At 60.1% G+C, this 25,803-nt stretch carries 24 protein-coding genes; 9 read left to right on the forward strand and 15 right to left on the reverse strand.

Annotated elements, in window-relative coordinates; genetic code table 11:
* The first annotated feature begins 39 nt into the window (after positions 1–39).
* The 4 genes from AC13RM_RS03850 to AC13RM_RS03865 all read left to right on the forward strand — a co-directional run bounded on the left by AC13RM_RS03850 (position 40) and on the right by AC13RM_RS03865 (position 2,612).
* On the forward strand, positions 40–495 hold the full coding sequence (locus tag AC13RM_RS03850; RefSeq protein WP_488554584.1) for a hypothetical protein: 456 nt from the start codon (positions 40–42) through the stop codon (positions 493–495).
* A gap of 397 nt (positions 496–892) precedes the next feature.
* Positions 893–1,324, forward strand: coding sequence for a CBS domain-containing protein (locus tag AC13RM_RS03855; RefSeq protein WP_113232613.1), 432 nt, complete (start codon positions 893–895; stop codon positions 1,322–1,324).
* A gap of 27 nt (positions 1,325–1,351) precedes the next feature.
* Positions 1,352–1,618 carry a hypothetical protein gene (locus AC13RM_RS03860; RefSeq protein WP_488554585.1) on the forward strand — a complete coding sequence of 89 codons (267 nt, stop codon included), beginning with the start codon at positions 1,352–1,354 and terminating at the stop codon, positions 1,616–1,618.
* A gap of 58 nt (positions 1,619–1,676) precedes the next feature.
* Complete coding sequence (locus AC13RM_RS03865) at positions 1,677–2,612, forward strand: NADP-dependent oxidoreductase (RefSeq protein ID WP_488554586.1); 936 nt, start codon at positions 1,677–1,679, stop codon at positions 2,610–2,612.
* Positions 2,613–2,946: 334 nt separating this feature from the next.
* Here the strand turns inward: AC13RM_RS03865 and AC13RM_RS03870 are convergent, their stop codons facing one another.
* The 7 genes from AC13RM_RS03870 to AC13RM_RS03900 form a co-directional block, all read right to left on the reverse strand.
* Positions 2,947–3,804, reverse strand: a complete 858-nt coding sequence (locus AC13RM_RS03870) for a transporter substrate-binding domain-containing protein (protein ID WP_488554587.1) — start codon at positions 3,802–3,804, stop codon at positions 2,947–2,949.
* Positions 3,805–3,836: 32 nt separating this feature from the next.
* Positions 3,837–4,604, reverse strand: coding sequence for an ABC transporter ATP-binding protein (locus tag AC13RM_RS03875; protein ID WP_113232457.1), 768 nt, complete (start codon positions 4,602–4,604; stop codon positions 3,837–3,839).
* Positions 4,601–5,341 carry an ABC transporter permease gene (locus AC13RM_RS03880; protein ID WP_113232458.1) on the reverse strand — a complete coding sequence of 247 codons (741 nt, stop codon included), beginning with the start codon at positions 5,339–5,341 and terminating at the stop codon, positions 4,601–4,603. Before AC13RM_RS03880 ends, AC13RM_RS03875 begins: the two co-directional genes overlap by 4 nt.
* Entirely contained in the window at positions 5,341–6,060 is a 720-nt protein-coding gene (locus AC13RM_RS03885) for an ABC transporter permease (RefSeq protein ID WP_488554588.1), read from the reverse strand. The genes AC13RM_RS03880 and AC13RM_RS03885 overlap by 1 nt, the downstream gene beginning before the upstream one ends.
* Positions 6,061–6,141: 81 nt before the next feature.
* Positions 6,142–6,996, reverse strand: a complete 855-nt coding sequence (locus AC13RM_RS03890) for a transporter substrate-binding domain-containing protein (protein WP_488554589.1) — start codon at positions 6,994–6,996, stop codon at positions 6,142–6,144.
* A gap of 58 nt (positions 6,997–7,054) precedes the next feature.
* A complete protein-coding gene (locus tag AC13RM_RS03895; RefSeq protein ID WP_488554590.1) occupies positions 7,055–8,731 on the reverse strand; it encodes a M28 family peptidase in 1,677 nt (558 codons plus the stop codon).
* Positions 8,724–10,148, reverse strand: coding sequence for a M20 family metallopeptidase (locus tag AC13RM_RS03900; RefSeq protein WP_113232462.1), 1,425 nt, complete (start codon positions 10,146–10,148; stop codon positions 8,724–8,726). The genes AC13RM_RS03895 and AC13RM_RS03900 overlap by 8 nt, the downstream gene beginning before the upstream one ends.
* A gap of 178 nt (positions 10,149–10,326) precedes the next feature.
* Here AC13RM_RS03900 and AC13RM_RS03905 point away from each other — a divergent pair, with 178 nt between their 5' ends.
* The gene (locus tag AC13RM_RS03905) at positions 10,327–10,965 is read left to right on the forward strand and encodes a GntR family transcriptional regulator (RefSeq protein ID WP_113232463.1); all 639 of its coding nucleotides are present in this window, start codon (positions 10,327–10,329) and stop codon (positions 10,963–10,965) included.
* A gap of 77 nt (positions 10,966–11,042) precedes the next feature.
* Here AC13RM_RS03905 and AC13RM_RS03910 read toward each other — a convergent pair whose 3' ends face one another.
* Both AC13RM_RS03910 and AC13RM_RS03915 read right to left on the reverse strand, forming a co-directional pair.
* A complete protein-coding gene (locus AC13RM_RS03910) occupies positions 11,043–12,218 on the reverse strand; it encodes an MFS transporter (RefSeq protein WP_113232464.1) in 1,176 nt (391 codons plus the stop codon).
* 106 nt (positions 12,219–12,324) lie between these two features.
* Positions 12,325–13,341: a zinc-dependent alcohol dehydrogenase family protein gene (locus AC13RM_RS03915; protein WP_113232465.1), complete on the reverse strand. Its 1,017-nt coding sequence runs from the start codon at positions 13,339–13,341 to the stop codon at positions 12,325–12,327.
* Positions 13,342–13,497: 156 nt separating this feature from the next.
* Between AC13RM_RS03915 and AC13RM_RS03920 the strand changes: the two genes are divergently transcribed.
* Positions 13,498–14,391, forward strand: coding sequence for a LysR family transcriptional regulator (locus tag AC13RM_RS03920; RefSeq protein WP_488554591.1), 894 nt, complete (start codon positions 13,498–13,500; stop codon positions 14,389–14,391).
* A 42-nt stretch (positions 14,392–14,433) separates the two neighbouring features.
* Here AC13RM_RS03920 and AC13RM_RS03925 read toward each other — a convergent pair whose 3' ends face one another.
* From AC13RM_RS03925 to AC13RM_RS03935, 3 genes are all read right to left on the reverse strand, one after another.
* Positions 14,434–15,183 carry a response regulator gene (locus AC13RM_RS03925; RefSeq protein ID WP_440477666.1) on the reverse strand — a complete coding sequence of 250 codons (750 nt, stop codon included), beginning with the start codon at positions 15,181–15,183 and terminating at the stop codon, positions 14,434–14,436.
* Positions 15,184–15,296: 113 nt separating this feature from the next.
* Positions 15,297–18,446 carry an efflux RND transporter permease subunit gene (locus AC13RM_RS03930; RefSeq protein WP_440477665.1) on the reverse strand — a complete coding sequence of 1,050 codons (3,150 nt, stop codon included), beginning with the start codon at positions 18,444–18,446 and terminating at the stop codon, positions 15,297–15,299.
* The gene (locus AC13RM_RS03935; RefSeq protein ID WP_374821246.1) at positions 18,446–19,552 is read right to left on the reverse strand and encodes an efflux RND transporter periplasmic adaptor subunit; all 1,107 of its coding nucleotides are present in this window, start codon (positions 19,550–19,552) and stop codon (positions 18,446–18,448) included. Before AC13RM_RS03935 ends, AC13RM_RS03930 begins: the two co-directional genes overlap by 1 nt.
* 166 nt (positions 19,553–19,718) lie before the next feature.
* Between AC13RM_RS03935 and AC13RM_RS03940 the strand changes: the two genes are divergently transcribed.
* Both AC13RM_RS03940 and AC13RM_RS03945 read left to right on the forward strand, forming a co-directional pair.
* Positions 19,719–20,402, forward strand: a complete 684-nt coding sequence (locus AC13RM_RS03940; protein ID WP_374821013.1) for a response regulator — start codon at positions 19,719–19,721, stop codon at positions 20,400–20,402.
* A gap of 2 nt (positions 20,403–20,404) precedes the next feature.
* Positions 20,405–21,733 carry a HAMP domain-containing sensor histidine kinase gene (locus tag AC13RM_RS03945; RefSeq protein ID WP_285170952.1) on the forward strand — a complete coding sequence of 443 codons (1,329 nt, stop codon included), beginning with the start codon at positions 20,405–20,407 and terminating at the stop codon, positions 21,731–21,733.
* A 118-nt stretch (positions 21,734–21,851) separates the two neighbouring features.
* On the opposite strand, the gene AC13RM_RS03950 is transcribed toward AC13RM_RS03945, so the two are convergent.
* The 3 genes from AC13RM_RS03950 to madL all read right to left on the reverse strand — a co-directional run bounded on the left by AC13RM_RS03950 (position 21,852) and on the right by madL (position 23,974).
* Positions 21,852–22,520, reverse strand: a complete 669-nt coding sequence (locus tag AC13RM_RS03950; protein ID WP_069614115.1) for a GntR family transcriptional regulator — start codon at positions 22,518–22,520, stop codon at positions 21,852–21,854.
* Positions 22,521–22,773: 253 nt separating this feature from the next.
* Complete coding sequence (gene madM / locus AC13RM_RS03955) at positions 22,774–23,538, reverse strand: malonate transporter subunit MadM (protein WP_113232473.1); 765 nt, start codon at positions 23,536–23,538, stop codon at positions 22,774–22,776.
* A 13-nt stretch (positions 23,539–23,551) separates the two neighbouring features.
* Positions 23,552–23,974 carry a malonate transporter subunit MadL gene (madL, locus tag AC13RM_RS03960; protein WP_095439008.1) on the reverse strand — a complete coding sequence of 141 codons (423 nt, stop codon included), beginning with the start codon at positions 23,972–23,974 and terminating at the stop codon, positions 23,552–23,554.
* 174 nt (positions 23,975–24,148) lie between these two features.
* Between madL and mdcA the strand changes: the two genes are divergently transcribed.
* Complete coding sequence (gene mdcA / locus AC13RM_RS03965) at positions 24,149–25,798, forward strand: malonate decarboxylase subunit alpha (RefSeq protein WP_285170942.1); 1,650 nt, start codon at positions 24,149–24,151, stop codon at positions 25,796–25,798.
* The last annotated feature ends 5 nt before the right edge of the window (positions 25,799–25,803 follow it).

Below are 25,803 nucleotides of genomic sequence, written 5' to 3' on the forward strand. Positions count from 1 at the left end.
GAGTTAGGCAAGAAGGCGTTTTGGAGGACGAAGAAGGTCTTGGGGATCGGAAGAAGACAGTGGCGGCCAATACCGTACAAGGAATGTCCGTACGATCTCAGGACCTGTGACCTGGAGCGGCGAAGTGATGATGCCGAAGACAGAACAGGCGACGGTTTTGCGGCATTTGTGATGATGCGTATGTTTGCTTCCGTCGCTGCGGTCAGCCTGGCCACAATCCTGCAAATTACACGGCGCGGCGGATATCGCCATTACCTGGTAAAGCTCGTGATGACTCGTTCCCGACGGGACATCCGGGATGCCCATGGCGAGCGCTACGGTGGCCAGCAATCCGACCATCGTGAGGAGCATCTGGACCAAAGTCATCTGGAGTTTCTTCATGCGGAAATATTAGGCCTGTCCATCCCTGCGGCTCAATTCGGCAAACTGGGCCGCGTCATGACCAAAGGAAGTAGCGCTACGTATGCTCCTACTCCGCCAGCAAGAATTATGTAGACGCTATGGCATTGCGGTTGAGCTTACGGCTTGGGCCGGGTCGAGGTCAGCGAGAGGCGCTCGGGTTATGTTGCTGCTTCCACGAGGCCACGAAACACGGCGTTGCGGTCAGTCGATGTGCCAAAGAGCGGCATTTTCACAACCCCTCCTAGTCATCCGAAGTCCTGTATCAAAATCGAGCGCCGGATTTTCGGCTTTCGACTTCAATTGAAATCGACAGGGCAAATGCCTCATCCGGCCGGAACCGCACATCTAGGATATTGGCGCAAGCTCAGGAGGCATGGCCGAAAGCTCCGCTTTGGTGGTCGGCGATGCATTTTTCAGCTGCTTTTATTCCGATGAAGGAACTCTGGATGCCCACGCGAGTTGGGGTCTTTCTTTCAAGGAGGACAGAGACATGCAAGTGAACGCAGCAATGACGCGCGACGTGCGCGTCGCAAATCCCAACCATTCCATTCGCGACGCCGCGGTCATGATGGCCGATCTCGATGCCGGCGTTCTTCCTGTTGCCGAAAACGACAAGCTCGTGGGCATGATCACGGATCGCGACATTGCAGTACGTGCAGTCGCACGCGGCAAGGGACCCGACACCAGGATCGGTGACGTGATGTCGGCAGAAGTCAAATACTGCTTCGAGGATGACGATGTCGACGACGTGATGACAAACCTGGGGAACATTCAGGTGCGGCGGCTGCCGGTGCTCAACCGTGACAAGCGGCTGGTCGGCATACTCTCGCTCGGAGATCTCGCCGTTTCCATGGCCGATGGGTCCGCCGGCCCGGCGCTCGCGGAAATCTCCAGACCCGGTGGAGCGCATTCGCAGACCTGAACCAGAAATCATCGAAGGAATGACGCCATGTCTGCATCAAAAACAACGACAGACCACGAAACAATCCGTCAATGGGTGGAAGCAAGAGACGGACGTCCATCACGTGTGAAAAGCGCCGGCGGAAATGGCGGCCTCTTGCGGATCGATTTTGGTGAGCCCGAGCAAAATTTCGAAGAAATCGGCTGGGACGAATTCTTCCGGATCTTCGACGAGAATAAGTTGGCGTTCCTCTATCAGGAAGAGACGGAGGATGGTCGCGAAAGTCGCTTCAATAAGTTCCTCAATCGGTCGTGATGCCGAAGGCTGGCTTATGCCGGCTGCGAATCCATAATTCCCGGAAAGGCGGTTTAACATGCCCAAGATGATGGCCATTAGAATGCATGAATTCGGCGATGCGGATGTATTGCGGCTTGATCAGATCGAACGCCCCTCCCCCGGTGAAAACGAGGTTTTGGTCAGGGTCGCGGCAGCAAGTGTCAATCCGGTCGACTGGAAAATCCGCAAGGGCGGCTATCCCGCCGTCGAGCAAAGTGATCTGCCGATCGTTCCCGGACGCGATCTTGCGGGCACCGTCGAGGCACTTGGTCGCGAGGTAACCGGCTTTGCCAGCGGCGATCGTGTAATCGCGTTCCTCGACATGAAGCGTGGCGGCTACGAGGAATATGTCGCCGTTCCGGCTGCGTTGCTCACGAAAATGCCATCCTCGATCAGTTTCGAGGAGGCCGCGGCCATTCCGCTCGCCGCCATGACCGCATGGCAGGGATTGTTTGATCATGGCCGCCTTCGAAGCGGTCAGCGGGTTTTGATCCATGGAGGGGGTGGAGGCGTCGGCCATTTCGCGATCCAATTCGCAAAGGCCAAGGGAGCCTGGGTTGCAACGACTGTGTCAGGGCTGGACGTCGATCTTGCCCGGCGCCTTGGGGCGGATCAAGTCATCGACTACAAGTCCGAACGTTTCGAGGAGGCGCTTGATCCGGTCGATATGGTTTTCGATCTTGTCGGGGGTGAAACGCAAAAACGTTCGTTCGGAGTTGTCAAGAACGGAGGAATTCTGGTCTCGACGCTCGGCGAGCCGGAACGCCCAGACACCGTATCCGGAAATATTCGGATTGCCGGCTATATGGCCAAGCCGAATGCGAACCAGCTTCATGAAATCGCTGATCTGATAGAGCAAGGGCAAGTCAAAGTCCTCCTCCACAAGGTCTTTCCGCTTGATAAGGCCGCCGACGCGCAACGAACCCTGGAAAACGAGCACGTCCAAGGAAAAATCGTTCTGAGCGTGGACTGATCGGTGAAGGCGGCGGCCGTGGTTCCTGCGCCGCCATGATGCACGGCGAGCGTCATGCACGGCAAGAGCCAGTCATGGGGGGTGCTCAAGCACGAACGCTTGCATCGATATCCAGCGTCTCGCTGAGCCACCCCATCTGGTCGGCAGATTCGTGGCGCAATGATTTCAGATTGTCGGCATCGATTGGAATCGCGCAACTCCGCGACCTCGCAGGCCGCGGAGCATGGCTTCGTCGCAAGAAGAATATTTTACAAGGAAGCAGAGCATTTTCCGCCCTTGCCCGGCACGATCAAAGGCCGTGCAACGAAGGCGACTGATTGGCTTCGTTGTGGAGTTACTTCGGGGTCACGTCGAAGCCGAACCATTTCTGAGACAGCTTTGCGATCGTGCCGTCGGCTTTCGCCGCTGCGATCGCATCGTTGAACATCGCCTTCAGCTGGGTGTCATCCTTGCGCAGGCCGACGGAACTGCCGCGGCCGAGAAGGCCGCCTTGGAAGCGCGGTCCGGTCACGGTCATGTCCTCATTGCCGGGCTTTGCCGCCGCCGTCGACAGATAGGCCATGGACGCCATGATGAGATCGACACGGCCGGCCTTCAGGTCGAGGTCGTGCTGCTCGGTCGTCTTATATTCGCGAATATCGGCAACGCCCTTTAGATACTTATCGAGGAAGGTTGCCGCGATCGATGCCGTCTGCACCCCGATCGTCTTGCCCTTGAGGATCGGCTCAAGTTCCTTCAGCGCCTTGGCCGCGCCGGCTTCATCCGTCGCGAGGGAAAACACCTGGCCCTTCATGGGAAGATCGACAAGCGAGGAATCCTTCAGCGTTGCGAAAGTCTGGCCGGTCGTGCCGTAGGAATCGCTGAAGGCAATGACTTCCTCCCGCTTTGCGGTTGCCGACATGCCGGAAATGATCGCGTCGAATTTACCCGCATTGAGCGCCGGGATAATGCCGTCGAAGGGCTGGATGACGGTCGTGCATTCGACCTTCATGTGATCGCAGAGATATTTGATCAGTTCGATCTCATATCCGTCCAGGCTGCCGTCCGCCTTGGTGAAATTCCATGGGCGAAAAGCGCCCTCTGTCGCGATGGTGACATGTGTCCACTTTTTGTCCTCCGCGCGCACGATGCTCGCCGTTGCGAGCGTGGCGACCATCATGATCGCAGTCAGAAGTCCGGTCAGGTATTTCATGATCGAGTTCCCCATTGTGATTGAGTTTGAAATTATTGGCTGATGAACTGGCGGAAGCGTTCGGACCGTGAACCGGCAAAGACATCCTGCGGCCTGCCGTCCTCCTCGACGACGCCCTTGTGCAGGAAGATGACGCGGCTCGAGACATCGCGCGCAAAGCCCATCTCATGCGTCACGACGAGCATGGTGCGTCCTTCCTCGGCGAGCGCTCGCATGACCCTCAGGACCTCGCCCACAAGCTCGGGGTCGAGCGCCGATGTCGGCTCGTCGAACAGCATCACCTTCGGGTGCATGGCGAGTGCACGCGCGATGGCTGCGCGCTGTTGCTGGCCCCCCGAAAGATGAGCCGGATAGAAATTGCGCTTGTCTGCGATGCCGACCTTGGCGAGCAGCGCTTCTGCTTCCTCGATACATTCGGCACGTCCCCGGCCCTGGACGTAGACGGGTGCCTCGATCACGTTCTCCAGCACCGTCTTGTGGGACCAGAGATTGAAGCTCTGAAACACCATGCCAAGCTGCGAGCGGATACGATCGACTTGCCTTCCGTCGGACGGGCGATGGGCGCCGCGGGCGGTGCGCTGCATGCGGATCGTTTCGCCCGCCACGGTCACCTCCCCGGAATCGGGCGTCTCCAGCAAATTGATGCATCGCAGGAACGTCGATTTTCCGGAACCTGACGATCCGAGAATCGAGACAACGTCGCCTTCCGACGCATCGAGCGAGATACCCTTGAGCACCTCGACCGGTCCAAAGCTCTTGTGCATGTCGCGCACGCTGAGTGCGATTGGCGTGGCCGTCATTGCGGATCTCCTACGGGGGCCGCCGCAGCGGCGGTATCGTGCATCACCGGAACAGGCGGGCGCAGGTGCGGGCTCAACCGGTACTCGGCAAGCTGGATGAGGCGTGTCAGCACGAAGTTGATCGCCAGGTAGATGGCGCCCGAGACGACGAAGACCTCAATGGCGCGGTAGGTCTCCGAAATGATCTTCGCCGCAACGCCCGTGACCTCCATCAACGTGATGATCGAGGCGAGCGATGTCGCCTTCACCATCGAGATCATCTCGTTGCCATAGCCCGGCAGGGCCTGGCGGATGGCAAGCGGCAGGATGATGCGCCGGAACATCATGAGACGATGCATGCCGCAGGCCCGCGCAGCTTCCACCTGCCCATGCGGCACCGAGAGCAGACCGCCGCGGATGATCTCGCTGGCGTAGGCCGCGGTATTCAGTGTCAGCGCCAGGACGGCGCACCAATAGGGATCGCGCAGGAACGGCCAGAAAATGCTGTGCCGGATGGCAGGAAACTGGCCGAGACCGTAGTAGATCAGGAAGATCTGGACGAGCAGCGGCGTACCGCGAAAGACGAAAACGTAGAGCCGGGCAAACCAGTCGAGGACGGTGACGCCCGACAGGCGAGCGAGCGCCAGAAGCAATGCGAGGATAGCGCCGAGGCAGATCGACGTCACCGCAAGCTCGATCGTCAGCGGGATCGCCGCGACAAGGCTCACGAAAGTCTCTTCAAGGAATTGCCAATCCATCAGCGTTTCCTCACACCGCGCGACAGATGGCGCTCGGCCTGCTGGATGATCAGGCTGGATAGGGTCGAGATCATCAGATAGATCATCCCTGCGATCAGGTAGAAATCGAACGGCAGCCCCGTGGAGCCAGCACCGACCTGCGCCTGGCGCAGCAATTCGGCAACGCCGGTGATCGAGACCAGCGCCGACTCCTTGAGGACGACCTGCCAGACGTTCCCGAGCCCCGGCAGCGCATGCCGCAAGGTCAGCGGCGCGATAATCCGGCGCAGGCGCAGCCAGCGCGGCATTCCACAGGCGACGGCAGCCTCGATCTCACCAGGATGCACGGCCTTGAACCCGCCGCGCAGTACCTCTGTGAACTGCGCACCGGACGTGACGCCGACGGCAAGGGAACCGGCCAGGAAACCCGGAAAACCGAGGAAGCCCTCCGCTCCGAACATCTTGCCAATGGCCGTGACGACCGCGCTGCCGCCGAAGTAAAAGAGATAGATGACCAAAAGATCGGGAATGCCGCGAAGAACCGTCGTATAGGCGTCCGCCGTGGCGCGGGCAAACCGATTGCCGGCGATCTTGCCCCATGCGCCGAGCGTTCCGATGCAGGCGCCGACCGCATAGCCGGCGATCGCGACAAGAATGGTCATCCAGGCGCCGGCGAGCAGAGCATGACCCCAGCCATCCGGACCGAAACCGGCAAGCTCGAATAGGGTTGGCTGGTTCATGCGCTTGACCTGAAAGAATGGATGCAGGCAACGGAAGTCATGGTCTTAGCCTCGGCCAGGAACGATGGATGCGGAATGCGCTCAATTGGCCTCGAAGGTCGGCGTCAGGTCGATCTTGCTCCATTTTTCCGAGAGCTGCTTGATCGTACCATCCTTGGCCGCCTGCTTGATGGCATCGTCGAACTTCGCCTTCAGATCGGTTTCGCCCTTGCGCATGCCAAGAGCGACCTCCGTTGCCAGCATCGCCCCCTTCACCAGGGGACCGGACATCATCAGATCGTCGTTGCCGGGTTTGGCGAGCACGGAGGTTTCATAGACGCCGCTGTCGAAGCCGACATCGATGCGGCCTGCCTTCAGATCAAGATCGCGCTCTCCGGAGCTCTTATAGGCACGCACCGTCACATCGGATCCGAAATAGGAATTGATCAGCTGCTCCTGGCTGGTCGACTGGACGACACCGACCGTCTTGCCTTTCAAAGCCTTGCCGATCTCCGCCATCACCGGATCCGCCTTCGCCTTATCGTTGAGATTGAGCCGCTCACCCGTCATCGGCAAGGGCGAAACCGATCCATCTTTCACGAGCAGGAAGCTCGCGACACCGCTCGCATAGGGCACGGTAAAATCGACCACCTGTTTGCGCTTCTCGTTGATGCCGAGCGTCATCACAAGATCAAATTTGCCGGCGTTGAGGCTCGGGATCATCGCGTTCCATTCGCCGGCTATCAGCTCGCAATCGACCTTGGCGCGCTTGCAGAGATCGTTGATGAGATCGACGTCGAAGCCGGCAAGCTTGCCGCTCGAATCCATCAGGTTCCACGGCGGGAACGCGCCTTCGATGCCGACCTTCACATGGGTCCAGTCTTTGGCGCCGGCAGTCAGCGGCGCAAGGAAGGCAATAGCGCCGAATACGGCGGCAAGCATTGTTCTGTTTTTCATGTTCGTTCCCCTTTTCGGCCGCTTAAGCGGCCTTTTCTCAGATCCGGTATTCTCGGCGTCAGTTTTCCAGGGCCGTTCGCAGGGCGGCATTGGCTTCCCGCAGCGCGTGAGCGACGCGATTTCTCGTCTGACGCGCGTGAACGACGTAAAAAGCGGTATCTGGCGCACCCTCATCCAGTCTCGCCAGCGCGCGCAGCCCTTCCAGAGATGGCCAGGCGACGTGCGGGAGCGCGGAATCGGGATGAAAACGCTCGCCGCTCGTATAGTTCAGCGGCACCAGATGCCGCCCTGCGCGCATCAGCGAGGCATCGATCCGCGCCGCTTTTTCCGGCGTGGGATCCCTCACCTGCAGAAGCGAATTTGCGTTGACGCGCAAGTCTTCGACAGCCTGGGCTAGGCCGGAGATATCGAGACGGCCGGCAAGCGCTGCCTGCAATTGCCCGACCTGTTCGTCGAGGGAGGCGGCATATTGAGTGTAATCCAGCGGCAGGATGGGCAAAGTCAGCAGCCGCCAGAGAACCTCGAGAACAATCGCCGTATCCCGGCAAAGATTGTCCGGATCGATATGTTCGGCGGTGTCGTGCGGCGTATGCCACCACCATCCGAGCGCCGTCAGCATCTTGACAGGCCCCGGCGGCTGATGGCTGAGGCTGCCGAACATCGAGGGAATGCCGACGCCCCAGAAGGACTGGTCCGCAGCCCGGCCATGACGCCTGCCGGCGTGTTTCTGTCCGGTCACACGCTCGATCACATCCGCAGCCAAAGGCCTGAGCTCATCGATGACGCCGGAATTGGTGAGGACTGTTGCGCCCTCGCCGCCGGTGGAATCGACATTGACATGGACGGCGCAGCGGCGATCGAGTTCGTCGAAATACTCGTCCGCGTACCAGGCAGAGCCGGAATAGCGGCCATGGGAATGACCGGACCAGAAGCATATCCGCAAGCCCCGGCGCCATTCGGAGGCACGAAGCGCGAGCAGGCGCGCCGCCTCGAGCATCGTCGCGTTGGCGCCGCCATTGTCCATGACCCCGAAATGCCAGGTATCGTGATGGCCGGAAAACAGGACAAAAGGCGCATCGTCGCCTTTCGGTTGAAGCTCGGCAACAAGCAGCGGCGTCTTGCGCCAACCCGTATCGACGTCCGCGCATAGCGTTGCAGTCACCGCCTCTCCGCGCGCAAGCCTGTCGCGCAGGCGGTCGCCATCACCCCTCGCGATCGAGCAGATGACCGTCGTCGGCAGCCTATCGCGCGTGTGTTGCGATGGGCTGCCCCAGACCGGCGAGACGCACATCTCGTAGAGATGTTCGTTCGGGCTGATGTGAAGTTCGCCGAGCGCCCCGAAAGCACTCGCAAGAGCGGCCACTTCTTCGGTGGCGATACCATCGACCAGAACGATCTTGCCCGCAACATCCTTGCCCGCGAAATCGGCTTCGGTTCCCTCGCCGACATGGATGAGATTGCCGGTTACCCCCGCAGCTGAAGTCGAGACCGACATGGAATGCGTGATGCAACGAAGGCTACCGCCATCGATCCCAACCGTGGCGGCGCCTGGCAGACTGATGAAGGCATCATGCGTCAGAAGCTGCGTGCGATAGCCAAAGCCGTCCATCTCAGCCTGGAGATAGCGGAAGCTTTCCAGCTCTTCGGCCGTGCCCGACAGCTTTACCCGGCGCGCAAATTCGCCGATATGCGCCATCAAGCGCGCTCGATCGGGCTTCAGACCGGCCTCAGCCATTGGCCTTCTCCGGCAGCGGCGGCTCGACATCGTCCGGGATCGGATTGACGAAGGGCGTGCCTTCGAGTCGTGTCTTGTGATCTTCCTTGGCGGCCGCGATGAGCGCGGGATTGCGGATGAGTTCGGCGGCCGTGCTCGCCATCACCTTGGCGGCATGTTCGGTACCCTTATGAGCGGCAGGCAGCTTGCCCTGCGCGACGAGCTGCCAGGAGTGGCCGGGCGTGCCGATCGCATAGGTGGCGCCGCGCATCTGCACGGTCGGGACGACCCAGCTGACCGTTCCGACGTCGGTCGAACCGACCAGAGTGCCATCGCCGGCGTTCAACGGAAAGATTTCCTCGCAGAGCGCCTGGCCCTTCTTCGGCTTCAGCGCAAACCGGCCGTAGGAAGCGGCAATATCCTCTGCGCTGAAGGTCTGCTGAAATTTCAGCGCGGTCTCGCGATCCGCGTCGTCAAACACGGGCGGCCCGAGCCGATCCAGCTGCGCGAACATGCATTCCTCGAGCGGTGTATTGCCGACGAGATTGGCGTCGCCGCTGATGATCTCGCTGCGAACCGTCGTCTCCGTCATCAAGGCGGCACCCTCGGCAACCTTCTTGACGCGGGCGACCAGCGAAAGGAGTTCCGGCAGGGTCCGTGCCCGCACGAGATAACGCACGGTGGCGCGCGCCTGCACCACATTGGGGGCTGCACCGCCGGTATCGGTGACGGCATAGTGGATGCGGGCCGTCGACGGCATGTGCTCGCGCATGTAATTGACGCCGACATTCATCAGCTCGACCGCATCAAGCGCGCTGCGGCCAAGATGAGGCGTTGCCGACGCGTGCGAGGCGCGGCCGAAAAAGTGGAAATTGATCTCGTTGCAGGCAAGCGAAATGGGATTGTTGACGCCGGCAAAGGCCGCTGGATGCCAGGAGATCGCGATATCGACATCATCGAAAACGCCGGCGCGAACCATGAAGCCCTTGGAGGAGCCACCCTCCTCGGCCGGGCAGCCGTAATAGCGCACCCTGCCCTTCAGGCCGTTTTCCGCGAGGAAATCCTTGACTGCGGCTGCGGCAAGCATCGAGCCGGCGCCCAGCATGTTATGGCCGCAGCCATGGCCATTGCCGCCGTCGATCAGCGGCCGCTCTTCCGCGACACCGGCTTCCTGGCTCAATCCGGGCAGTGCATCGAACTCGCCGAGGATCGCGATGACAGGGCCATCGTCGCCCGCCTCGCCCATGACGGCCGTCGGCAGGCCGGCGATGCCGCGCTCGACGCGAAACCCCTGACGCTCAAGCATCTCGGCATGTTCTTCGGCGGATCGGTATTCCAGGTAATTCGTTTCCGGAGTGTCCCAGATCCGATCGCTGAGCGCGAAGAATTCGGCGCTTTTCTTTTCGACGATGTCCCAGACCGCATCGGAATTTTGCATGGACTTGCTATCCGCCTCACATAATGGATACTAAATTGGTACCAATTTATGTGCCAATAAGAACGGATGCGCAAGAGATGAGCATGAATATTTTTTCAGCTACGCCGACGAGTGTCGTTGTTGAAAAATGCGGAGCTATGATAGTCATCGCCAACTTGGGAAGGTCTGGGAGAGCTGCATGAACTCGCTGGAAGCTGAAGCGGCAGCGCCGTCGCACGAAGATATGCCCGATGTGACCGAGCTCATTATCCAGGACATCCTCGCCGGCAGGCTCCCACCGGGAACATGGCTGAAGCAGATCGATCTGGAGCGTCGGTACAACTGCACGCGGCCGCAGGTGCGGCGCGCGCTCGACCGCCTCGTGCAAAAGCGGCTTGTCGAGCACATTCCCAATCGCGGCTATCACGTGCACGAGCAGGACGGTCGCCGCGCCCAGGAAGTAAGCGATATCCGCGTGATCCTCGAAGTGGCGATCAGCGATCGGATCGTCGCTAATGCCGGCGATGCGGATATTGCCAATTTGCGCGCGCTGGCTTCGCGCTTCGACGATCTGGTGCTCAATGGCACCATGCTCGAACTTTACGAAGCCAACCTCGCTTTTCACCGATACCTGCTGGTACTTGCGGGAAATCAGGAGCTTGTCGAGCTCATCACCGAAATCCGGCAACGCACCTCGTCGGCACCGGTGTCACAATGGCGAACCCGAGCTCGTATCGAGCAGTCCGGCCGCGAGCACCAGCAGATGATCGACGCAATAGAGAGGCGCGACGTCGATATGCTCAAGGAGCTGACCCGCAAGCATATTTTGCAGTCATAGCTGATATCGACCACAGCCTGAATAAAGGCGCATGTTGCACGTCGCGGGCTGATCCCGGCCTGGACATCTGTCCCAGGTCACTCGGTCCGTCTTGCGGTGAACGGAATGATGGCGGCCGCCAGAAACAGAACGCCGCTGTAGGCGAATGGGCTCCACCAGCCGACACCGTCGAACAGGAGCCCGCCTGTGAAGGCACCGGCGGTGATTGCCGCCTGGATCAGCGCCACCAGCAGCCCGCCGCCGGCCTCGAGTTTGTCCGGGATGGCGCGGGTCATCCATGTGTTCCAGGCAACCGGAATGGGCGTGGCAAAGAACCCGAACAGGCAGAGGAGTGCGGCAATCGCAATACCCGAAGGTGCAAACGGGATCAGCAGCAGAGCGATCGCAGTGAGCGCCGCCGGGAATCCGGCGAGGACGGCATCCAGATGCGCTCGCAGCAGGAAGCCGATCAAGGACGTGCCTAGCAGGCCGAACAGGCCGATGCCGAGGAGAACGACCGACAGCTCATTCACATCGAGCCTCGTCACCTCTCCAAGAACCGGCCGAAGATAGGTCGATAGTGCGAACTGGCCCATGAAGAAGAAGGACATGGCAGCCATGCTGATGGCAAAGACGCGGTTTCGCAACAGCCCGAGCGGGCCGCTCCCGGCATTCTTCGAGCCGCCCGGCATTCGCGGCAAGGCTAAGATCTGCCAGAAAAAGGCGATGATGCCGACCGGAACGACGATGAAGAAGGCACCGCGCCAGCCGATCAATCCACCGAGGAAGCTTCCCAACGGCTGAGCGACGACCGTGGCCAGAGCAGTGCCGCCCTGCAGCATGGCAAGAGCCTTTGGAACGTCCTGTTCGGCAGTGATGCGCGCGACGATGGAGGTGGACAGCGACCAGAAGCCCCCGATCGCGATGCCGATCAGCGCGCGACCGAGCATGAAGACGAGATAGTTCGGCGCGAATGTGATCGCCAGGCCCGAGAGCACCATCACGATCGTATAGGACAGGACCACCGTCCGGCGATCCAGCCGCCACAGCACCGTGTTGCTGAACAGGCTGGTGACGACCGCGAAAAATCCGGAAACGGAAATCGCCTGCCCCGCCTGGCCGGCGGTAATGCCAAGCTCTTCGGCGATCGGGGTCAGCAGGCTGACGGGCAGGAACTCGGAAGCGACGAGGGTGAAGGTCATCAGCGTCATGCAGATGATCGCAGCCCATGGGCTGGCCGCACGCTCGACGGCGCGGTCATAGGTAGTTTCCATATCAATTGTCCAAAGTTGCTCGAAACGCGCTGTTCAGCGGATAGTTTCGATGGTCGCTGAGGCGCTCGCCGCGGCGATGAATTGTCTTTCCTTCATGGCCAGCTCCTCACATCCTGAGCAGCGCCTTGATGGCCCGGCGCTCATCCATGGCCTTGTAACCATGCGCGACATCGGCAAGGGGAACCGTCAGATCGAAGACCTTTCCGGGATTGATTCGACGGGTCATGATGAGATCGATGAGGTGGGGGAGGAAGCGACGCACCGGAGCCGGGCCGCCGAGCAGGTTCTTCTGCTGGAAGAACAGCATCTGCCCGTCGAGCTCGACGCCATGCGGAACGCCGACATAGCCGATCGAGCCACCGGGTCGGGCGCTATTGATCGCCTGCAGCATGGATTCCTGCGTACCGACGCATTCAAGAACGGAATCGGCGCCGATCCCTCCTGTCAGCTCCTTGATCTTCGCTACGCCCGCATCGCCGCGTTCGGTGACGATATCGGTCGCACCATATTCGAGCGCAAGTTCCTGGCGTTGCTTGTGGCGGCTCATGGCAATGATGCGCCCGGCGCCCATCTGCTTGGCGGAGAGCACACCCATGAGCCCGACAGCGCCGTCGCCCACCACGACCGCCGTGCATCCCGGAGTAACGCGTGCCGCATCCGCCGCATACCACCCCGTGCCCAGAACATCAGAGGCCGCAAGAAGGCTCGGGATCAAGTCATCCGACGGCATGGTGTCGGTCGCAACCAGGGTTCCGTCCGCAAGCGCGATCCGTGCATAGGGTGCCTGGGCAGCAGACATGAACTCGCGATGCTCGCAAGAAGACTGAAAGCCAAACCGACAGTGCGGACATGTGTTGTCCGAAAGGCAGAACGAGCCGACGACGAACTGGCCTGGCCGGATCGTCTTCACTTCGCTGCCGACCTCCGCGACCACCCCACAATATTCGTGCCCCATATGCTGCGGGCCTGTTACCGCCTGGATGCCGCGGTACGGCCAGAGATCGGAACCGCAGACACAGGACGCCGAGAGCTTGATGATGGCGTCGGTCGGCTTGACGATCTTCGGTTCCGGGACTTCCTCGCAACGAATGTCACCGGGGGCATGAAGGACTGTTCCGAGCATGGCATGGTCTCCCGTCGGGGCGCACTGCGCCTGTCTGTTTCCTATTCGGGAGAACAGATAGCACTGGTCGATAAATCGGATTAGATACGGTAATTTGCATGAACCTATCGAAAATTGACATTAATATGCGCCACGAATTTGGGATAGGACAGGGTTATGCCACGGGAAAATTTCAACGAACTGCTGGTATTCCTGGCCGTCGCCGAGGAACGGAGCTTCACGAAGGCGGCCGCGAAGCTGGGCACATCCCAATCGACGCTCAGTCATGCCGTGAAGAAACTTGAAGAACGTCTGGGCATGCGCCTGCTGACACGCACGACAAGAAGCGTCGGGCTGACCGAGGCGGGCGAACGGCTGCAACAATCCCTGTCGCCCCGCATTGCCGAGATCGAAGCAGACATCGAAGCGTTGACCGTCTATCGGGAACGGCCGGCCGGAACCGTCAGGATCACCCTTTCCAACCACGCCATGGAAAGTGTCGTGTGGCCGAAATTGTCGTCCATCCTTGCCGATTACCCTGATATCAAGCTTGAGCTCAGCGTCGATGGCAGCTTCCGCAACATCGTCAAAGATGGGTTCGATGCCGGCGTCAGGCTTGGCGAAAGCCTCGAGAAGGACATGATCGCGGTACGCATCGGCCCCGACTGGAGGCTGGTTGCGGTCGGCTCTCCAGAGTATTTTAGAACCCGATCAGCACCGCTGACCCCGCAGGAACTGATGCGCCACAACTGCATTCGCCGACGCCTCGACCGCATCGGCGGTCTCTATGCCTGGGAGTTCGAGAAGGACGGAGAGGAGATTCGGGTCAGGGTCGAAGGCCAGCTCACGTTGAATACCGATCGCGAGATGATATCGGCCGCTCTCGACGGACACGGAATTGCCTACGTTCCGGAAAGCTATGTCGAGCACCACCTGGAGGCGAGGCGGCTTCAGCTTGTTCTCGACGACTGGTGTCCGAAATTCGCCGGCTATTATCTCTATTATCCCAGCCGCCGACAGAATCTTCGCGCATTCTCCGTCGTCATCGATGCCCTTCGGGAAAGAGGCTGAAGTCATACGAACGGCAATGATGATGCCGGCATGGCAAGTGTGTCAGATGAGAACTTCAGGTTCAAAATCTGACACGACCGCGGCTACCGCGACCGTCAGCTGATAACCGCCATTGCGGATCGTTCTGAATATCGGCTCGTCGGCCGTTTCGCCGAGCTTGCGGCGCAGCCGGCTGATCAGAACATCGATCGAGCGGTCGGCTGGATCGCGGTCACGTCTCTGTGTCAGGTCGAGCAGTTGATCACGCGACAGCAGCCGGCCGGGACGCTCCAGAAAGGCCCTGAGAAGATCAAATTCGGCTCCGGTCAGCGCGATCGGCTCGCCGTTGCTCCTTGTTATCCGGCTACGCTGCGGATCAAGTATGATGTCCGCAAACTGAAAACACTTCGCCTGAGACGCCGGTGGCGCTCTAAAATTCATGCGACGCAAGACGGCACGGATGCGCGCCGTCAACTCGCGAGGATTGAACGGCTTGCAGAGATAATCGTCGGCGCCGATCTCGAGGCCGAGGATACGATCGATGTCCTCCTTCAGCACTGTCAACAAAATGACGGGAACCCGACTGTGATGGTTCTGCAAATCGCGGCAGAGATCGAGACCCGATCCGTCGGGCAGCATGACCTCCAAAATTATGAGATCGGGAGGACACCGAGCAAGAATCTCCCTGCACCCATGAAGATTGCTTGCCGTCCTGACGCGGAAGCCTTGGTCGCCAAGGTGTTCGCTCAGAAGGTGGCGAATCTTGTCGTCGTTATCAACGACCAAGATATCGGGGACGATCGTTAAACTCATGAATTTCCTCTATCGCCAATCCGGCTATCGCGGTCATTGCCGACGCTCGAACTCATGATCGCCAAGAACTGCCGAAGACCGCCGCCCCAGCCGCGCTTCTCCGAAAGCGGCGGTCAGCCATGACCATGTCCGCGCCGTGCATGATCGGGCCGGAATGCAACGGCTCCGCGGTCCACGGGAGCAGGAGCTTCTGTGGCACTTTCGGGGGACAGGCCGATCCGACGCAGGAGCCGCTTCAGGATTGTTTCCAGGTCATCGACGAAGGTGAAAATGACGGGGATGACGATGAGGCTGAGCAGCGTCGACATCGTCACGCCGCCGATCACGACGATCGCCATCGGCTGACGGAAGCTTGAATCGCCGCCCGTCAGGCTGAGGGCGACGGGAAGCATGCCCGACGCCATGGCAACGGTTGTCATGACAATCGGCCGCGCGCGCTTGTGACATGCATCGATAAGCGCGTCGAACCTGGACATGCCTTGCCGTCGCGACATGATCGCATATTCGATCAGCAGGATGGAATTCTTCGTCACCACGCCCATCAGCATAAGCAACCCGATGACGGCCGCCATCGAGAAGCTGATTCCCGTCAGCACCAGTGGCAACAGCGCACCTCCAAGCGAGAGCGGCAGGGCCATCAGAAGCGTGAGCGGCTGCAGGAAATCGTGGAACAACAGGACGAGGACCGCATAGATGCAGAAGATGCCGATCGCCATGGCAAGGCCGAAACTCTGAAACAGCTCCGAGCTGCGCTGCAACTCCCCCTGCTCCACCAGCGTGACACCCTGCGGCAGATGCTTGAGCGCCGGCAATGCCTGCGCCTCGCGGTTGACGTCGCCCAGAATGCGGCCGTTGAGCTCGACGGAAACCGTGACATTGCGCATGCGGTCGATCCGGTCGATCTCCGAGGGACTGCCACCGATGCGGATGTCGGCTATCGATCCGAGATCGACGCTGCCATTCGTCCCCACCACACGCATATTCCTAATATCGTCGAGATTGGTGCGCGTTTCCGGCGAGAAACGAACGACGATCGGGATCTGACGCTGCGGCAAGGTGAGCTTCGGCAGATCTGAGGAATACTCCCCGTTCGTCGCCACGCGTACGGCGCTGGCGATCGCGTTGGACGTTATGCCGAGCGCGGCGGCGCGTGCAAAATCGGGCGTAATCTGGATTTCAGGGGCTTGTCTGGCCGCCGTCGATGTGACCGCGCCGATCCCCCGAAGCGTGCGAAGCTGTTCCTCCAGCGCCGTGCCCGCGCTGTCGAGCACGCCGGCGTCATCACCAGCAAGAGTGATTTCGAGCTTGGTGCCATTACCACCACTGCCAACCTCCACACGTACTCCCGGAAGGGCCGACAGTGCCTGCCGGATATTGTTCTCGATTTCCGACTGTTTTCGATCCCGCTCGGAGATCGGCGTCAGGACGACCACGATCGTCGAGGAGGCGACATCACTCGTGGAACTGCTGTCGATCCCGCCACCGGAAGATGAAGAACCAACCGAGGAGAAGACATGCGTGACATCAGGCAGCTCGCCAACAATATCGGCGGCCTTGCGGGTCATTGCAGCGGTCTGCTGGATGGTGGAGCCGGGTTGCATCGTCAGCGTGATCTGCGTACGGGCGTCATCCGAAGCGGGCAGGAAACCGGACTTCAGGAAGGGAATGGTCGAAAGCGAAAGCCCGACGATGACAACCGTTATCGCAACGGTGGTCTTTCTGTAATTCAGGGCAGCCTTCGCGATCCTCATATAGGTGCGCATGATGCGGCCGTCCTTCTCCTCGGATGGATAGGCCTTCATGAAATAGGCCGCCATCATAGGCGTCAGCAGGCGAGCGACGACAAGAGAGGCAAGGACCGCGACCGCAGCGGTAATCCCGAACTGCCGGAACAGAAGCCCCGGAATACCGCCCATGAAAGCCGTCGGCAGGAAGACCGCAACGAGCGTAAAGGTGGTTGCGATGACGGCGAGGCCAATTTCGTTGGCGGCCTCCATCGCGGCATCGATCGGCCGCTTGCCCATTTGCAGATGGCGGGCAATGTTTTCGATTTCGACGATGGCATCGTCCACGAGGATACCGACCACCAATGATAGGGCAAGCAGCGTGATGATGTTGAGGCTGAAACCGGCAAAATACATGGCGAGAAATGTCGGAATCACCGACAAGGGCAGCGCCACCGCCGACAGAATTGTCGCGCGCCAATCCCGAAGGAAAATCCAGACAACGACGATCGCGAGGATGGCGCCCTCGTAGAGCATGTGCATCGAGCCATGGTAATTCTCCATGATCGGTCCGATCGTGCTATAGGCCTGATCGATTTGCACATTGGAATGAGCTGCGGTGAATTTCTTTATCGCCACATCAACAGCTGCAGCGACCCCGCTATCTGAAAAGCCTTTCGAGCGCTTGATCTCGACCGCCACGATCGGTTTGCCATCGAGATAGGCCATCGACGTTCGAGACGCAAAACTGTCCCTGACCGATGCGATATCGTCGAGACGCACGGCTTGCCCGTTTGCCAACGGAATCCTAAGCGCCCTCAGCGCTTCGACGGACGGGAGGTTTCCAAGCGTTCGCAGGGTCTGCCGCGCTTCCCCGATTTCGCCAAGACCGCCCGACGTATCGGCCTGCACGGCCTTGAGCTGCGACGACACGGTCGCCGCGGTAACCCCGAGCGATGCCATGGTCGATGGATCGAGATCCACATGAACTTCACGATCTATGCCGCCAATACGGTTGACCTGACCGACCCCCGGCACCGATAGCAGCGCCTTGGTCAGATCGTTGTCGACGAACCAGGACAACTCGGTCTCGTTAAGATTGGTCGAGCGGACCGCATAGGTGACTAGCGCGGAGCTTTGGACGGTACTCTTTGTGACACTCGGCGTCTCCATTTGCGCCGGCAAGTCGGCTTTGACGCTATCGACGGCATTGCGGACCTCGTTGAGAGCCGCCTCGCTGTCCTTGTCCAGTTTGAAGGAGACCTTGATCGATACGGTGCCGTCGGTGATCGTCGTCGTGATGTGATCGAGATAGCTCAGCGTGGCAAGACTGTCCTCGATGGTGCGGGCGACTTCCGTCTCGAGCTGCGTCGGTGCAGCACCATCGAGCGTAGCGGAGATATTTATGGTCGGAAGATCCATGTCCGGGAAGTTCTGGATCGCCAGCTGCTTGAATGCCCAGAGTCCACCGAAGCCAAGCATCACGAACAGCAAAATCGCCGGCACGGGATTACGAATAGACCATGCTGAGAAATTCATCAGTTCGTCTCCGCAATCTTGACAAGATCATTGTCCGACAGGAACGCGCCGCCCGACGTTACGACCTTTGCAGACCGGTCCAGGCCGGACACGATCTCGACCTCGCCATTGTTGCGACGGCCTGTTTCCACCCGTATCCGCCGCACCCGGCTGTCATCGCTGGCCGTGAAAACGTAATTGAGCCCGTCACGGAAAACGATCGCCGTTTCAGGAACAGTCATGGCCGGCGTCGTCCGCAGCTCTATGCTGCCCGTGACGTAGAATCCGATCCGCGGCTGCATATCTGTGGGTAGCGCGACATAGATGATTGCGCGGCTAGTATCGGTGCTCACCGATGGCCCGACCAGCCGTACCCTGCCCTCGATCCGGCGACCGTCAGGGCCGTTGATGATGGCCTTCAAGCCTTCCGAAATGCTAGGAAGGTAGCGTGCCGACACTTCCGCCTGCCATTCAACACGCTGCTGGCGAACCATGCGAAACAACTCGGTGCCGGTGGAGACGACCGCACCGAGATCGGCTGAACGCGAGGTTATCAAGCCATCGTCCACGGCGGTAATCGTCGTTTGCCCAAGCTTGATCTTTTCGCTGTCGAGCGCCGCTTCCTCGGATGCAAGGCTTGCGGTTGCGGTCTGCTCGTCAGCGAAATATTCGGTGATCTTCTCGGCCGACAAGGCACCGGATGTGCGAAGTTGCCGCGCCCGATCCGCATTGGCCGTGGCTTTGGCAAGACTAGCCTTGGCCGTCGCCACAGCAGCTTCCTGTTTACGAAGCTCGGCCAGAACACTGTCCTGCGATAGCCGCGCCAGCGTCTGTCCCCTCTTCACCACGGATCCGACATCGACCAGAACGTCCGTGATGCGCAGGCCACTCGTTTCCGAGGCGATGATTGCGTCCTGCCATGATTTCAGCCAGCCGCTCGCCGGGACGGTTTCAGGCCAGCTCCGCAGCTCTGGTGCGGCGAGGGAAACGGTCAGAGCGGGCGCTGCGGCCTGTTCCGCCACGGCATTTCGGAAGGGAAGGGAAAGGAGAAGCGCAGCCGCGACAAACGCGGCTGCGAATCCTATGGACGACTTTTTCAACAATGCATTCCTTGCGGTTCCTGACAGGAGCGCGAGCTGTTCCCATTCGAGCAATCGATCACAGCTCATCGGCGTCAATCAGTAGCCGAACGAATGTTAAGTGCGGTCAAGTGAGTGTTAAGTTATGTAAAACTTGGCCTGAGCATTGTCTTTATACTGTATGCGTTGCCGATATGAACGATGGACAGGGTGAATGAGCAAGGTTCTTCTCATCGACGATGATGTCGAGCTAACGATGCTTTTGCGGGAATATCTCATTGAGGAAGGATATGACGTCGCAACCGACACGGATGGGCGCGCGGCTATTGCGGCCGCCGCGGCAAATACGGTCGACATCATCGTCCTCGATATCATGATGCCCCGGATGAACGGGATCGAGGTTCTGCAGCGTATCCGCAAGCTCAGCCAGATCCCCGTGCTGATGCTGACGGCAAGAGGCGACGACATCGACAGGATATCCGGCCTGAACCTCGGTGCCGACGATTATGTGCCGAAGCCGTGCTCGCCGGGCGAACTTGCGGCGAGGCTGCGTGCGATCTTGCGGCGGACGCATCAGCCGGCAGCTGCGTCGATTGACGCCGTAAAAGCAGGTCGGCTCGTGATCCATCCGGGCAAAAGAAGCGCCGAATGGTGCGGCGAGCCGCTCGAGTTGACCGGCACGGAGTTCGGTCTGCTGGAAGTCCTTGCTCGCAACGCCGGCCAGCTGGTGTCAAAGCAGGACATTTCCAAGCAGGCGTTCGGAAAGCCGCTTACGCCCTTCGATCGCCGCATCGATGTTCATATCAGCAGCGTTCGTCAGAAACTCGGCCTGCGAGAGGACGGGCAATCCTGGATCCAGTCCGTGCGAGGCTTGGGCTATCAACTGCTCGTGGATTGACCATGCCAAAACTCTTCTGGAAGTTCTTCACGATCATCTGGCTGACGCTCGCAGCAACCGTGGGCGCCGTGATAATTACAGTCAAGCTCATTCAGGCGGTCCCCTTCGCACGTGAGCTGGAACAGGACAGGCGGGCGCTCCTCGTCAACCTTGCTGCAAACATCCTGACCGAGGATGGCGAGGACGCCGCCAGACGTTTCGTGTTCACCAGCGAAAAAACGCAACCGATTGGCCTTTCCGTGTCGACGACCGCGAACGCCAATATATGCCCCCAGGAGAACGCGGCGGACACACGATCGGTTTTGAAGGACGGGAGTTGCTACCGAATTTTCGCAGCGACGCCGATGAGTTTCACCTTTGAAAACCTTGCTCCCATATTGCCGTGGCTCACGATCCTGATTTCGAGCACGATCGCGGCCGGTGCACTCGCCCGATATCTCATCCGCCCTGTCGTGCATCTGCGAAACGGCCTGAGCGCGCTTGCAAATGGCCGCTTCGACTTCCGCATCGGCGACAAGATGGCGGGACGAACGGACGAGGTCACGGCGCTCGCGCATGACTTCGATGCCAGCGCCGCGCGATTGCAGGAGCTTCAGGACGCACAGCAGCAGCTGTTTCACGATGTGTCTCACGAATTGCGCTCGCCATTGTCCCGCCTGCAGGCCGCCGTAGGGGTCCTGCGGCAGAGCCCCGCGAAACTCGATGCCATGCTGGACCGTATGGACCGGGAGGTCGAGCGCCTTGATGTGCTGGTGGGTGAAATCCTGACACTTGCCCGGCTGACCGCCACCTCAAGCATGCCGTTGAAAACCCAATCCCTCGATGTCATCGAACTCCTGAACGAAATCCTGGCCGATGCGACGTTCGAGGCCCAGACTCGCGATGTTTCGATCACCACCAGCATCGGCGGCGCATTCCCGGCTGAAGTCGAGGGGGAATTGATCTACAGGGCGCTGGAAAATGTCGTGCGAAACGCGGTCAAATATACGGATACCCGCTCACACGTAGCCGTGCTTTGCGAGATAAAGGACGGCGTCCTCACTGTTCGCGTCGCCGATCAGGGACCGGGCGTCAGGCGAGACGAGCTGGAGCGCATCTTTCAGCCCTTTTCACGCGGCAACGACGCCGTGACCGGAGACGGATACGGTCTTGGTCTTGCAATTGCCCGGCAGGCGATCGAGCGCCATGGCGGTCGCGTGTTTGCGTCACTGCCCGCTGCCAGCGGCCTTACCATTACGCTCGAAATACCTCGAAGGCCGACGAGCCACAGCAGACTGGGAAGTGCTTCGGATGCTGCTCAGTCCGCTAAAATCAACCAGCTGCGGCGGTAGCAATTCCTGTGATTGACCCGAGCTTTTAGGGCGGGATCAGATTGGGATAGATTGAGCAGCCTGCCGGATGCATCCTGAGATCCGGACAGCTTACGCGACGGTGGAATCGTTTGGCTGTTCATTCGGCTGCCTCGTCGATTTCCATATAGCGCGCCAATGCCAGAGCCGCATTCAGCATGTGCTCGCGCATGACCAGGGCTGCTTCCGTCGCATCGCCCCGGATCATGGCGCGCAGTATCGCCTCGTGCTCAAGGAATGAAGCCGTCAATCGCTTCGGTTGCCGCAGCTGAGTCCTGCGGAACGGCAGAAGTCTGGCCCGCAGCCTCATCAATTCATCAAACAGAAATTCATTATGCGCACCGCGATACAGCGTTTCGTGGAAGGACAAATTGAGCTTGTCATACTGTTCGAAGTCGTCTGCCTTCGCCGCGAGTTCGGAACGCTCATGAATTTCGGTCAGAACCGCGCGCTCCACGCCCGTTATCCGATGGGTCGCCAGACGGACGCACATGCATTCCATCTCGGCGGTCACTTCGAACATCTCCATCAGCCGCGGCAAGGTCAGCGGCAGGACGGTTGCGCCTCGCCGCGGGCGAATCTCGACCAGGCCGATCGCCTCCAGTTGACGGAGAGCGTCCCTTACCGGCGTGCGGGATGCGCCGAAGCGGCTGCTGAGCGTTGCCTCGTCCAGGCTTGTGCCGGGCCTTATGGCGCCGGAGGAAATCTCATCCATCAGCACAAGTTTAATGCGCTGACCGATCGATCCAGCTTCGTCAAATTCCGTCATTTCAAACCTTGTTTCCGATTTGGCGGGCAACAATTCAGTTTTACACCATCCAATTCGACAGATAGCAATCGATATGAAGCATCACGCCGCATCCGGCCTGTTTTGCCTGTTGGCGAGAAGGTCATCGACAACAGCCGGATCGGCAAGTGTTGAGGTATCGCCGAGCGCGCCGAATCGTGTCTGGCGTTCCCGTGCAGGATGCGGCGTCTAAGAGCCTTCTCCTGCACCGGTTCGACGGGCTTCCCATATTGTTTCAGCCGCCGGCAATCGCCCGTACGGCAAGGTAGAGGATCGAAGGCGCAACGAGGCAGCCCAGCCCCGTATGAAAGGTGGCCGTCAGTGCGCCATAGGGGACGAGACGGCGATCGGTCGCCGCCAAGCCGCCGGACACGCCGCTGACGGTTCCCATCAGGCCACCGAACACCATGGCGCTGCGGGGATTGTCGAGACCGATCGCCTTGGCCACGATCGGGGTTCCGACCATGACAAGGACTGCCTTGAAAACACCGGTCGCAATCGACAGCGCGATCACGGCCGAGCTTGCGCCCAGAGCTGCTCCTGTGACAGGTCCCACGATGTAGGTAACGGCACCGGCGCCGATCGTCGTTATGGATACGGCGTCCGTGTAACCGAAAGCGACCGCCAGCAACGAGCCGACAATGAACGGAAGAACGGTGCCGAGGCCCAGGGCAAGCGCACCGACAGCGCCAGCTTTGCGTGCTTGGCCGACATCAACCTCAAAGGCCGTGGCGACGATGGCGAAATCGCGCAGCATGGCTCCGCCCATCAGACCGATGCCACTGAGGATGGGAATATCCACCACCCCCTTCTCGCCCCCGGTCCACAGACCTGCAGCAAAGGCCGCAGCAAGCCCCAGGACGATTGCTATGGCCGAGCCGTGGACGCGGCCAAACAGGACATGTTTCGAGATGGCATTGGACAGCCACATGACCAATCCAACGATCGCAAATGCGGTGAGGAGGCTGTTGGCGGTCAAGTCATGCTTCAAGATCTCCATGGCGCGGCCTCCCTCAGACCGGATTGCCGGAGGTGGCAAGCTCACCCCTGGCCTTCGCTTCGATTTCGTCCATCGTTTCGCCTCTCTCGCCGATGCGGCTCATCAGGGCGACGGTCGCGAAACAAACGAACACCGTCACGATGCCGGCGATCAGCACCAGCGGACCGCTGCGCGCGGCCACCAGCACATTCTGTTGAGCGGCCATGGCAACGACGATTGGAATGTAGAGGGCGCCCCAGAACTCGACACCGAGTTTGAGCGGCAGCGTCAACAAGCCCCGCCTGCTCAGCCAAAGCCGCGTGGCGATGAGCAGGATCATGGCAATGCCGACACCGCCGACATTCGCCTTCACGCCAAGCGCCACCCCCAGGAGATCACCGAGAATGCTCCCCAAGAGGGTGCAAAGGGCAAGCATTGCGACACCGGAGATCATCATGAGCGATCCTCCCCGCATGCGCTTCCATAGAAATACAAGCTCAACATTTTTCCTCCTCCAATGCATACAGATAAACCGCACGACGATTTTAAAATACACGTTGTTGCTGTTTTCGCAATTGTGTGTACATTATATTTCCAGGAACACGCTCCTGCGCATACAAAGGGCAATCAAATGCTTGATTGGAATACAAAAGGTCGCGACAGGCTGGCGCGTCTCGAAGCCGGCCAGCGCTTCTCCGCCGGCAAGCTCGTCGACCCGCAGCAGCTCGTCGCCTTTCTGGAAGCGATCATGAAGCCTGGAGATCGTGTTTGCCTCGAAGGTGACAATCAGAAGCAGGCCGACCTGTTGGCCAAGGCGCTGTCCAAGGTCGATGTCGCGAAGATACACGACCTGCATATGGTGCAATCGGGTGTGGTCTTGCCGGAGCATCTCGATATTTTCGAAAGCGGCGTTGCCCGGCGGCTCGATTTTTCTTATTCCGGCCCGCAGTCGGCCCGCATCGCGCGTATGATGTTCGGCGGCCAGATCGAACTGGGTGCGGTCCACACCTATCTGGAACTCTTCGCCCGCTACTTTATTGATCTGACGCCACAAGTCGCGCTGATCGCCGCGGTCAGCGCGGACAAGGCGGGAAATCTCTACACCGGGCCGAATACGGAAGACACGCCAACGGTCGTGGAAGCCACAAGCTTCGGCAAGGGACTGGTCGTCGCCCAGGTGGGCGAGATCGTCGATCGCGTGCCGCGCGTCGACATTCCCGCCGACCAGGTTCATTTCGTCGTGGATGCCAAGCGGCCCTTCTATGTGGAGCCACTGTTCACGCGCGATCCGGCGGCGATTACCGAAACGCAAATCCTGACGGCAATGCTGGCGATCAAGGGGCTGTATGTGCCCTATGGCGTGCGTCGTCTGAACCATGGGATCGGCTTCAACACCGCGGCCATCGAACTGCTGCTGCCGACCTATGGCGAACGACTGGGATTGAAGGGCAGGGTCTGCACGCACTGGGCACTGAACCCTCATCCCACTCTGATCCCCGCCATCGAGGCCGGATGGGTGGAGCAGATCCATTGCTTCGGCTCCGAAGTGGGCATGGAAGACTATATGCGGGCCCGCCCCGACATTTTTTTCACCGGGCCTGACGGCTCGCTGCGTTCCAATCGCGCCTTCTGCCAGACCGCCGGCCTCTATGCCTGCGACATGTTCATCGGCTCGACGCTGCAGATCGACCTTTCCGGCAACAGTTCGACCGTGACCGGCAGCAGGGTCGCCGGCTTTGGCGGCGCCCCCAATATGGGATCGGACGCGCGGGGCCGGCGCCATCCGAGCGAAGCCTGGCTGCGTGCGGGCCGCGAAGCCGACCCCGCCGCAGCTACCCCTGCCCTGCGCCGGGGCCGCAAACTGGTCGTCCAGATCGGCGAAACCTTCGGCGATGGCATGGTGCCGATGTTCGTCGAGCGTCTGGCCGCCCTGGATCTGGCCGACAAGCTGCAGCTCGATCTGGCCCCCGTGATGGTTTACGGTGATGACGTGACCCATATCGTGACGGAAGAGGGGATCGCCAATCTGCTGCTGTGCCATGACGGGCAAGAGCGGGAACAGGCGATCCGCGGCGTTGCCGGTTACACCGAAGTCGGCCGTGCCCGAGACCGCAAGATGGTGGAGCACCTACGTCAGCGCAAAGTCATCCAGCGTCCCGAAGACCTTGGAATTGATCCCTTGGATGCCGATCGCAGCCTGCTGGCTGCGCATTCCATCAAGGATCTGATGCTTGCCTCCGGCGGCCTGTACAGGCCGCCTTCCCGGTTCCGCAATTGGTAGGCCAC

Source organism: Martinezella sp. CNPSo 3732, from assembly GCF_057784515.1.

What these genes read in the sequence shown, in the direction of transcription:
- AC13RM_RS03900 (WP_113232462.1), bottom strand. Translation starts at nt 10,148, where the DNA reads ATGCAAAATTCCGATGCGGTCTGGGACATCGTCGAAAAGAAAAGCGCC.
- AC13RM_RS03895 (WP_488554590.1), bottom strand. Translation starts at nt 8,731, where the DNA reads ATGGCTGAGGCCGGTCTGAAGCCCGATCGAGCGCGCTTGATGGCGCAT.
- AC13RM_RS03930 (WP_440477665.1), bottom strand. Translation starts at nt 18,446, where the DNA reads ATGAATTTCTCAGCATGGTCTATTCGTAATCCCGTGCCGGCGATTTTG.
- AC13RM_RS03950 (WP_069614115.1), bottom strand. Translation starts at nt 22,520, where the DNA reads ATGACGGAATTTGACGAAGCTGGATCGATCGGTCAGCGCATTAAACTT.
- madM (WP_113232473.1), bottom strand. Translation starts at nt 23,538, where the DNA reads ATGGAGATCTTGAAGCATGACTTGACCGCCAACAGCCTCCTCACCGCA.
- AC13RM_RS03910 (WP_113232464.1), bottom strand. Translation starts at nt 12,218, where the DNA reads ATGGAAACTACCTATGACCGCGCCGTCGAGCGTGCGGCCAGCCCATGG.
- AC13RM_RS03870 (WP_488554587.1), bottom strand. Translation starts at nt 3,804, where the DNA reads ATGAAATACCTGACCGGACTTCTGACTGCGATCATGATGGTCGCCACG.
- AC13RM_RS03855 (WP_113232613.1), top strand. Translation starts at nt 893, where the DNA reads ATGCAAGTGAACGCAGCAATGACGCGCGACGTGCGCGTCGCAAATCCC.
- AC13RM_RS03925 (WP_440477666.1), bottom strand. Translation starts at nt 15,183, where the DNA reads ATGAGTTTAACGATCGTCCCCGATATCTTGGTCGTTGATAACGACGAC.
- mdcA (WP_285170942.1), top strand. Translation starts at nt 24,149, where the DNA reads ATGCTTGATTGGAATACAAAAGGTCGCGACAGGCTGGCGCGTCTCGAA.
- AC13RM_RS03920 (WP_488554591.1), top strand. Translation starts at nt 13,498, where the DNA reads ATGCCACGGGAAAATTTCAACGAACTGCTGGTATTCCTGGCCGTCGCC.
- madL (WP_095439008.1), bottom strand. Translation starts at nt 23,974, where the DNA reads ATGATGATCTCCGGTGTCGCAATGCTTGCCCTTTGCACCCTCTTGGGG.
- AC13RM_RS03865 (WP_488554586.1), top strand. Translation starts at nt 1,677, where the DNA reads ATGCCCAAGATGATGGCCATTAGAATGCATGAATTCGGCGATGCGGAT.
- AC13RM_RS03890 (WP_488554589.1), bottom strand. Translation starts at nt 6,996, where the DNA reads ATGAAAAACAGAACAATGCTTGCCGCCGTATTCGGCGCTATTGCCTTC.
- AC13RM_RS03940 (WP_374821013.1), top strand. Translation starts at nt 19,719, where the DNA reads ATGAGCAAGGTTCTTCTCATCGACGATGATGTCGAGCTAACGATGCTT.
- AC13RM_RS03915 (WP_113232465.1), bottom strand. Translation starts at nt 13,341, where the DNA reads ATGCTCGGAACAGTCCTTCATGCCCCCGGTGACATTCGTTGCGAGGAA.
- AC13RM_RS03885 (WP_488554588.1), bottom strand. Translation starts at nt 6,060, where the DNA reads ATGAACCAGCCAACCCTATTCGAGCTTGCCGGTTTCGGTCCGGATGGC.
- AC13RM_RS03880 (WP_113232458.1), bottom strand. Translation starts at nt 5,341, where the DNA reads ATGGATTGGCAATTCCTTGAAGAGACTTTCGTGAGCCTTGTCGCGGCG.
- AC13RM_RS03860 (WP_488554585.1), top strand. Translation starts at nt 1,352, where the DNA reads ATGTCTGCATCAAAAACAACGACAGACCACGAAACAATCCGTCAATGG.
- AC13RM_RS03905 (WP_113232463.1), top strand. Translation starts at nt 10,327, where the DNA reads ATGAACTCGCTGGAAGCTGAAGCGGCAGCGCCGTCGCACGAAGATATG.
- AC13RM_RS03875 (WP_113232457.1), bottom strand. Translation starts at nt 4,604, where the DNA reads ATGACGGCCACGCCAATCGCACTCAGCGTGCGCGACATGCACAAGAGC.
- AC13RM_RS03945 (WP_285170952.1), top strand. Translation starts at nt 20,405, where the DNA reads ATGCCAAAACTCTTCTGGAAGTTCTTCACGATCATCTGGCTGACGCTC.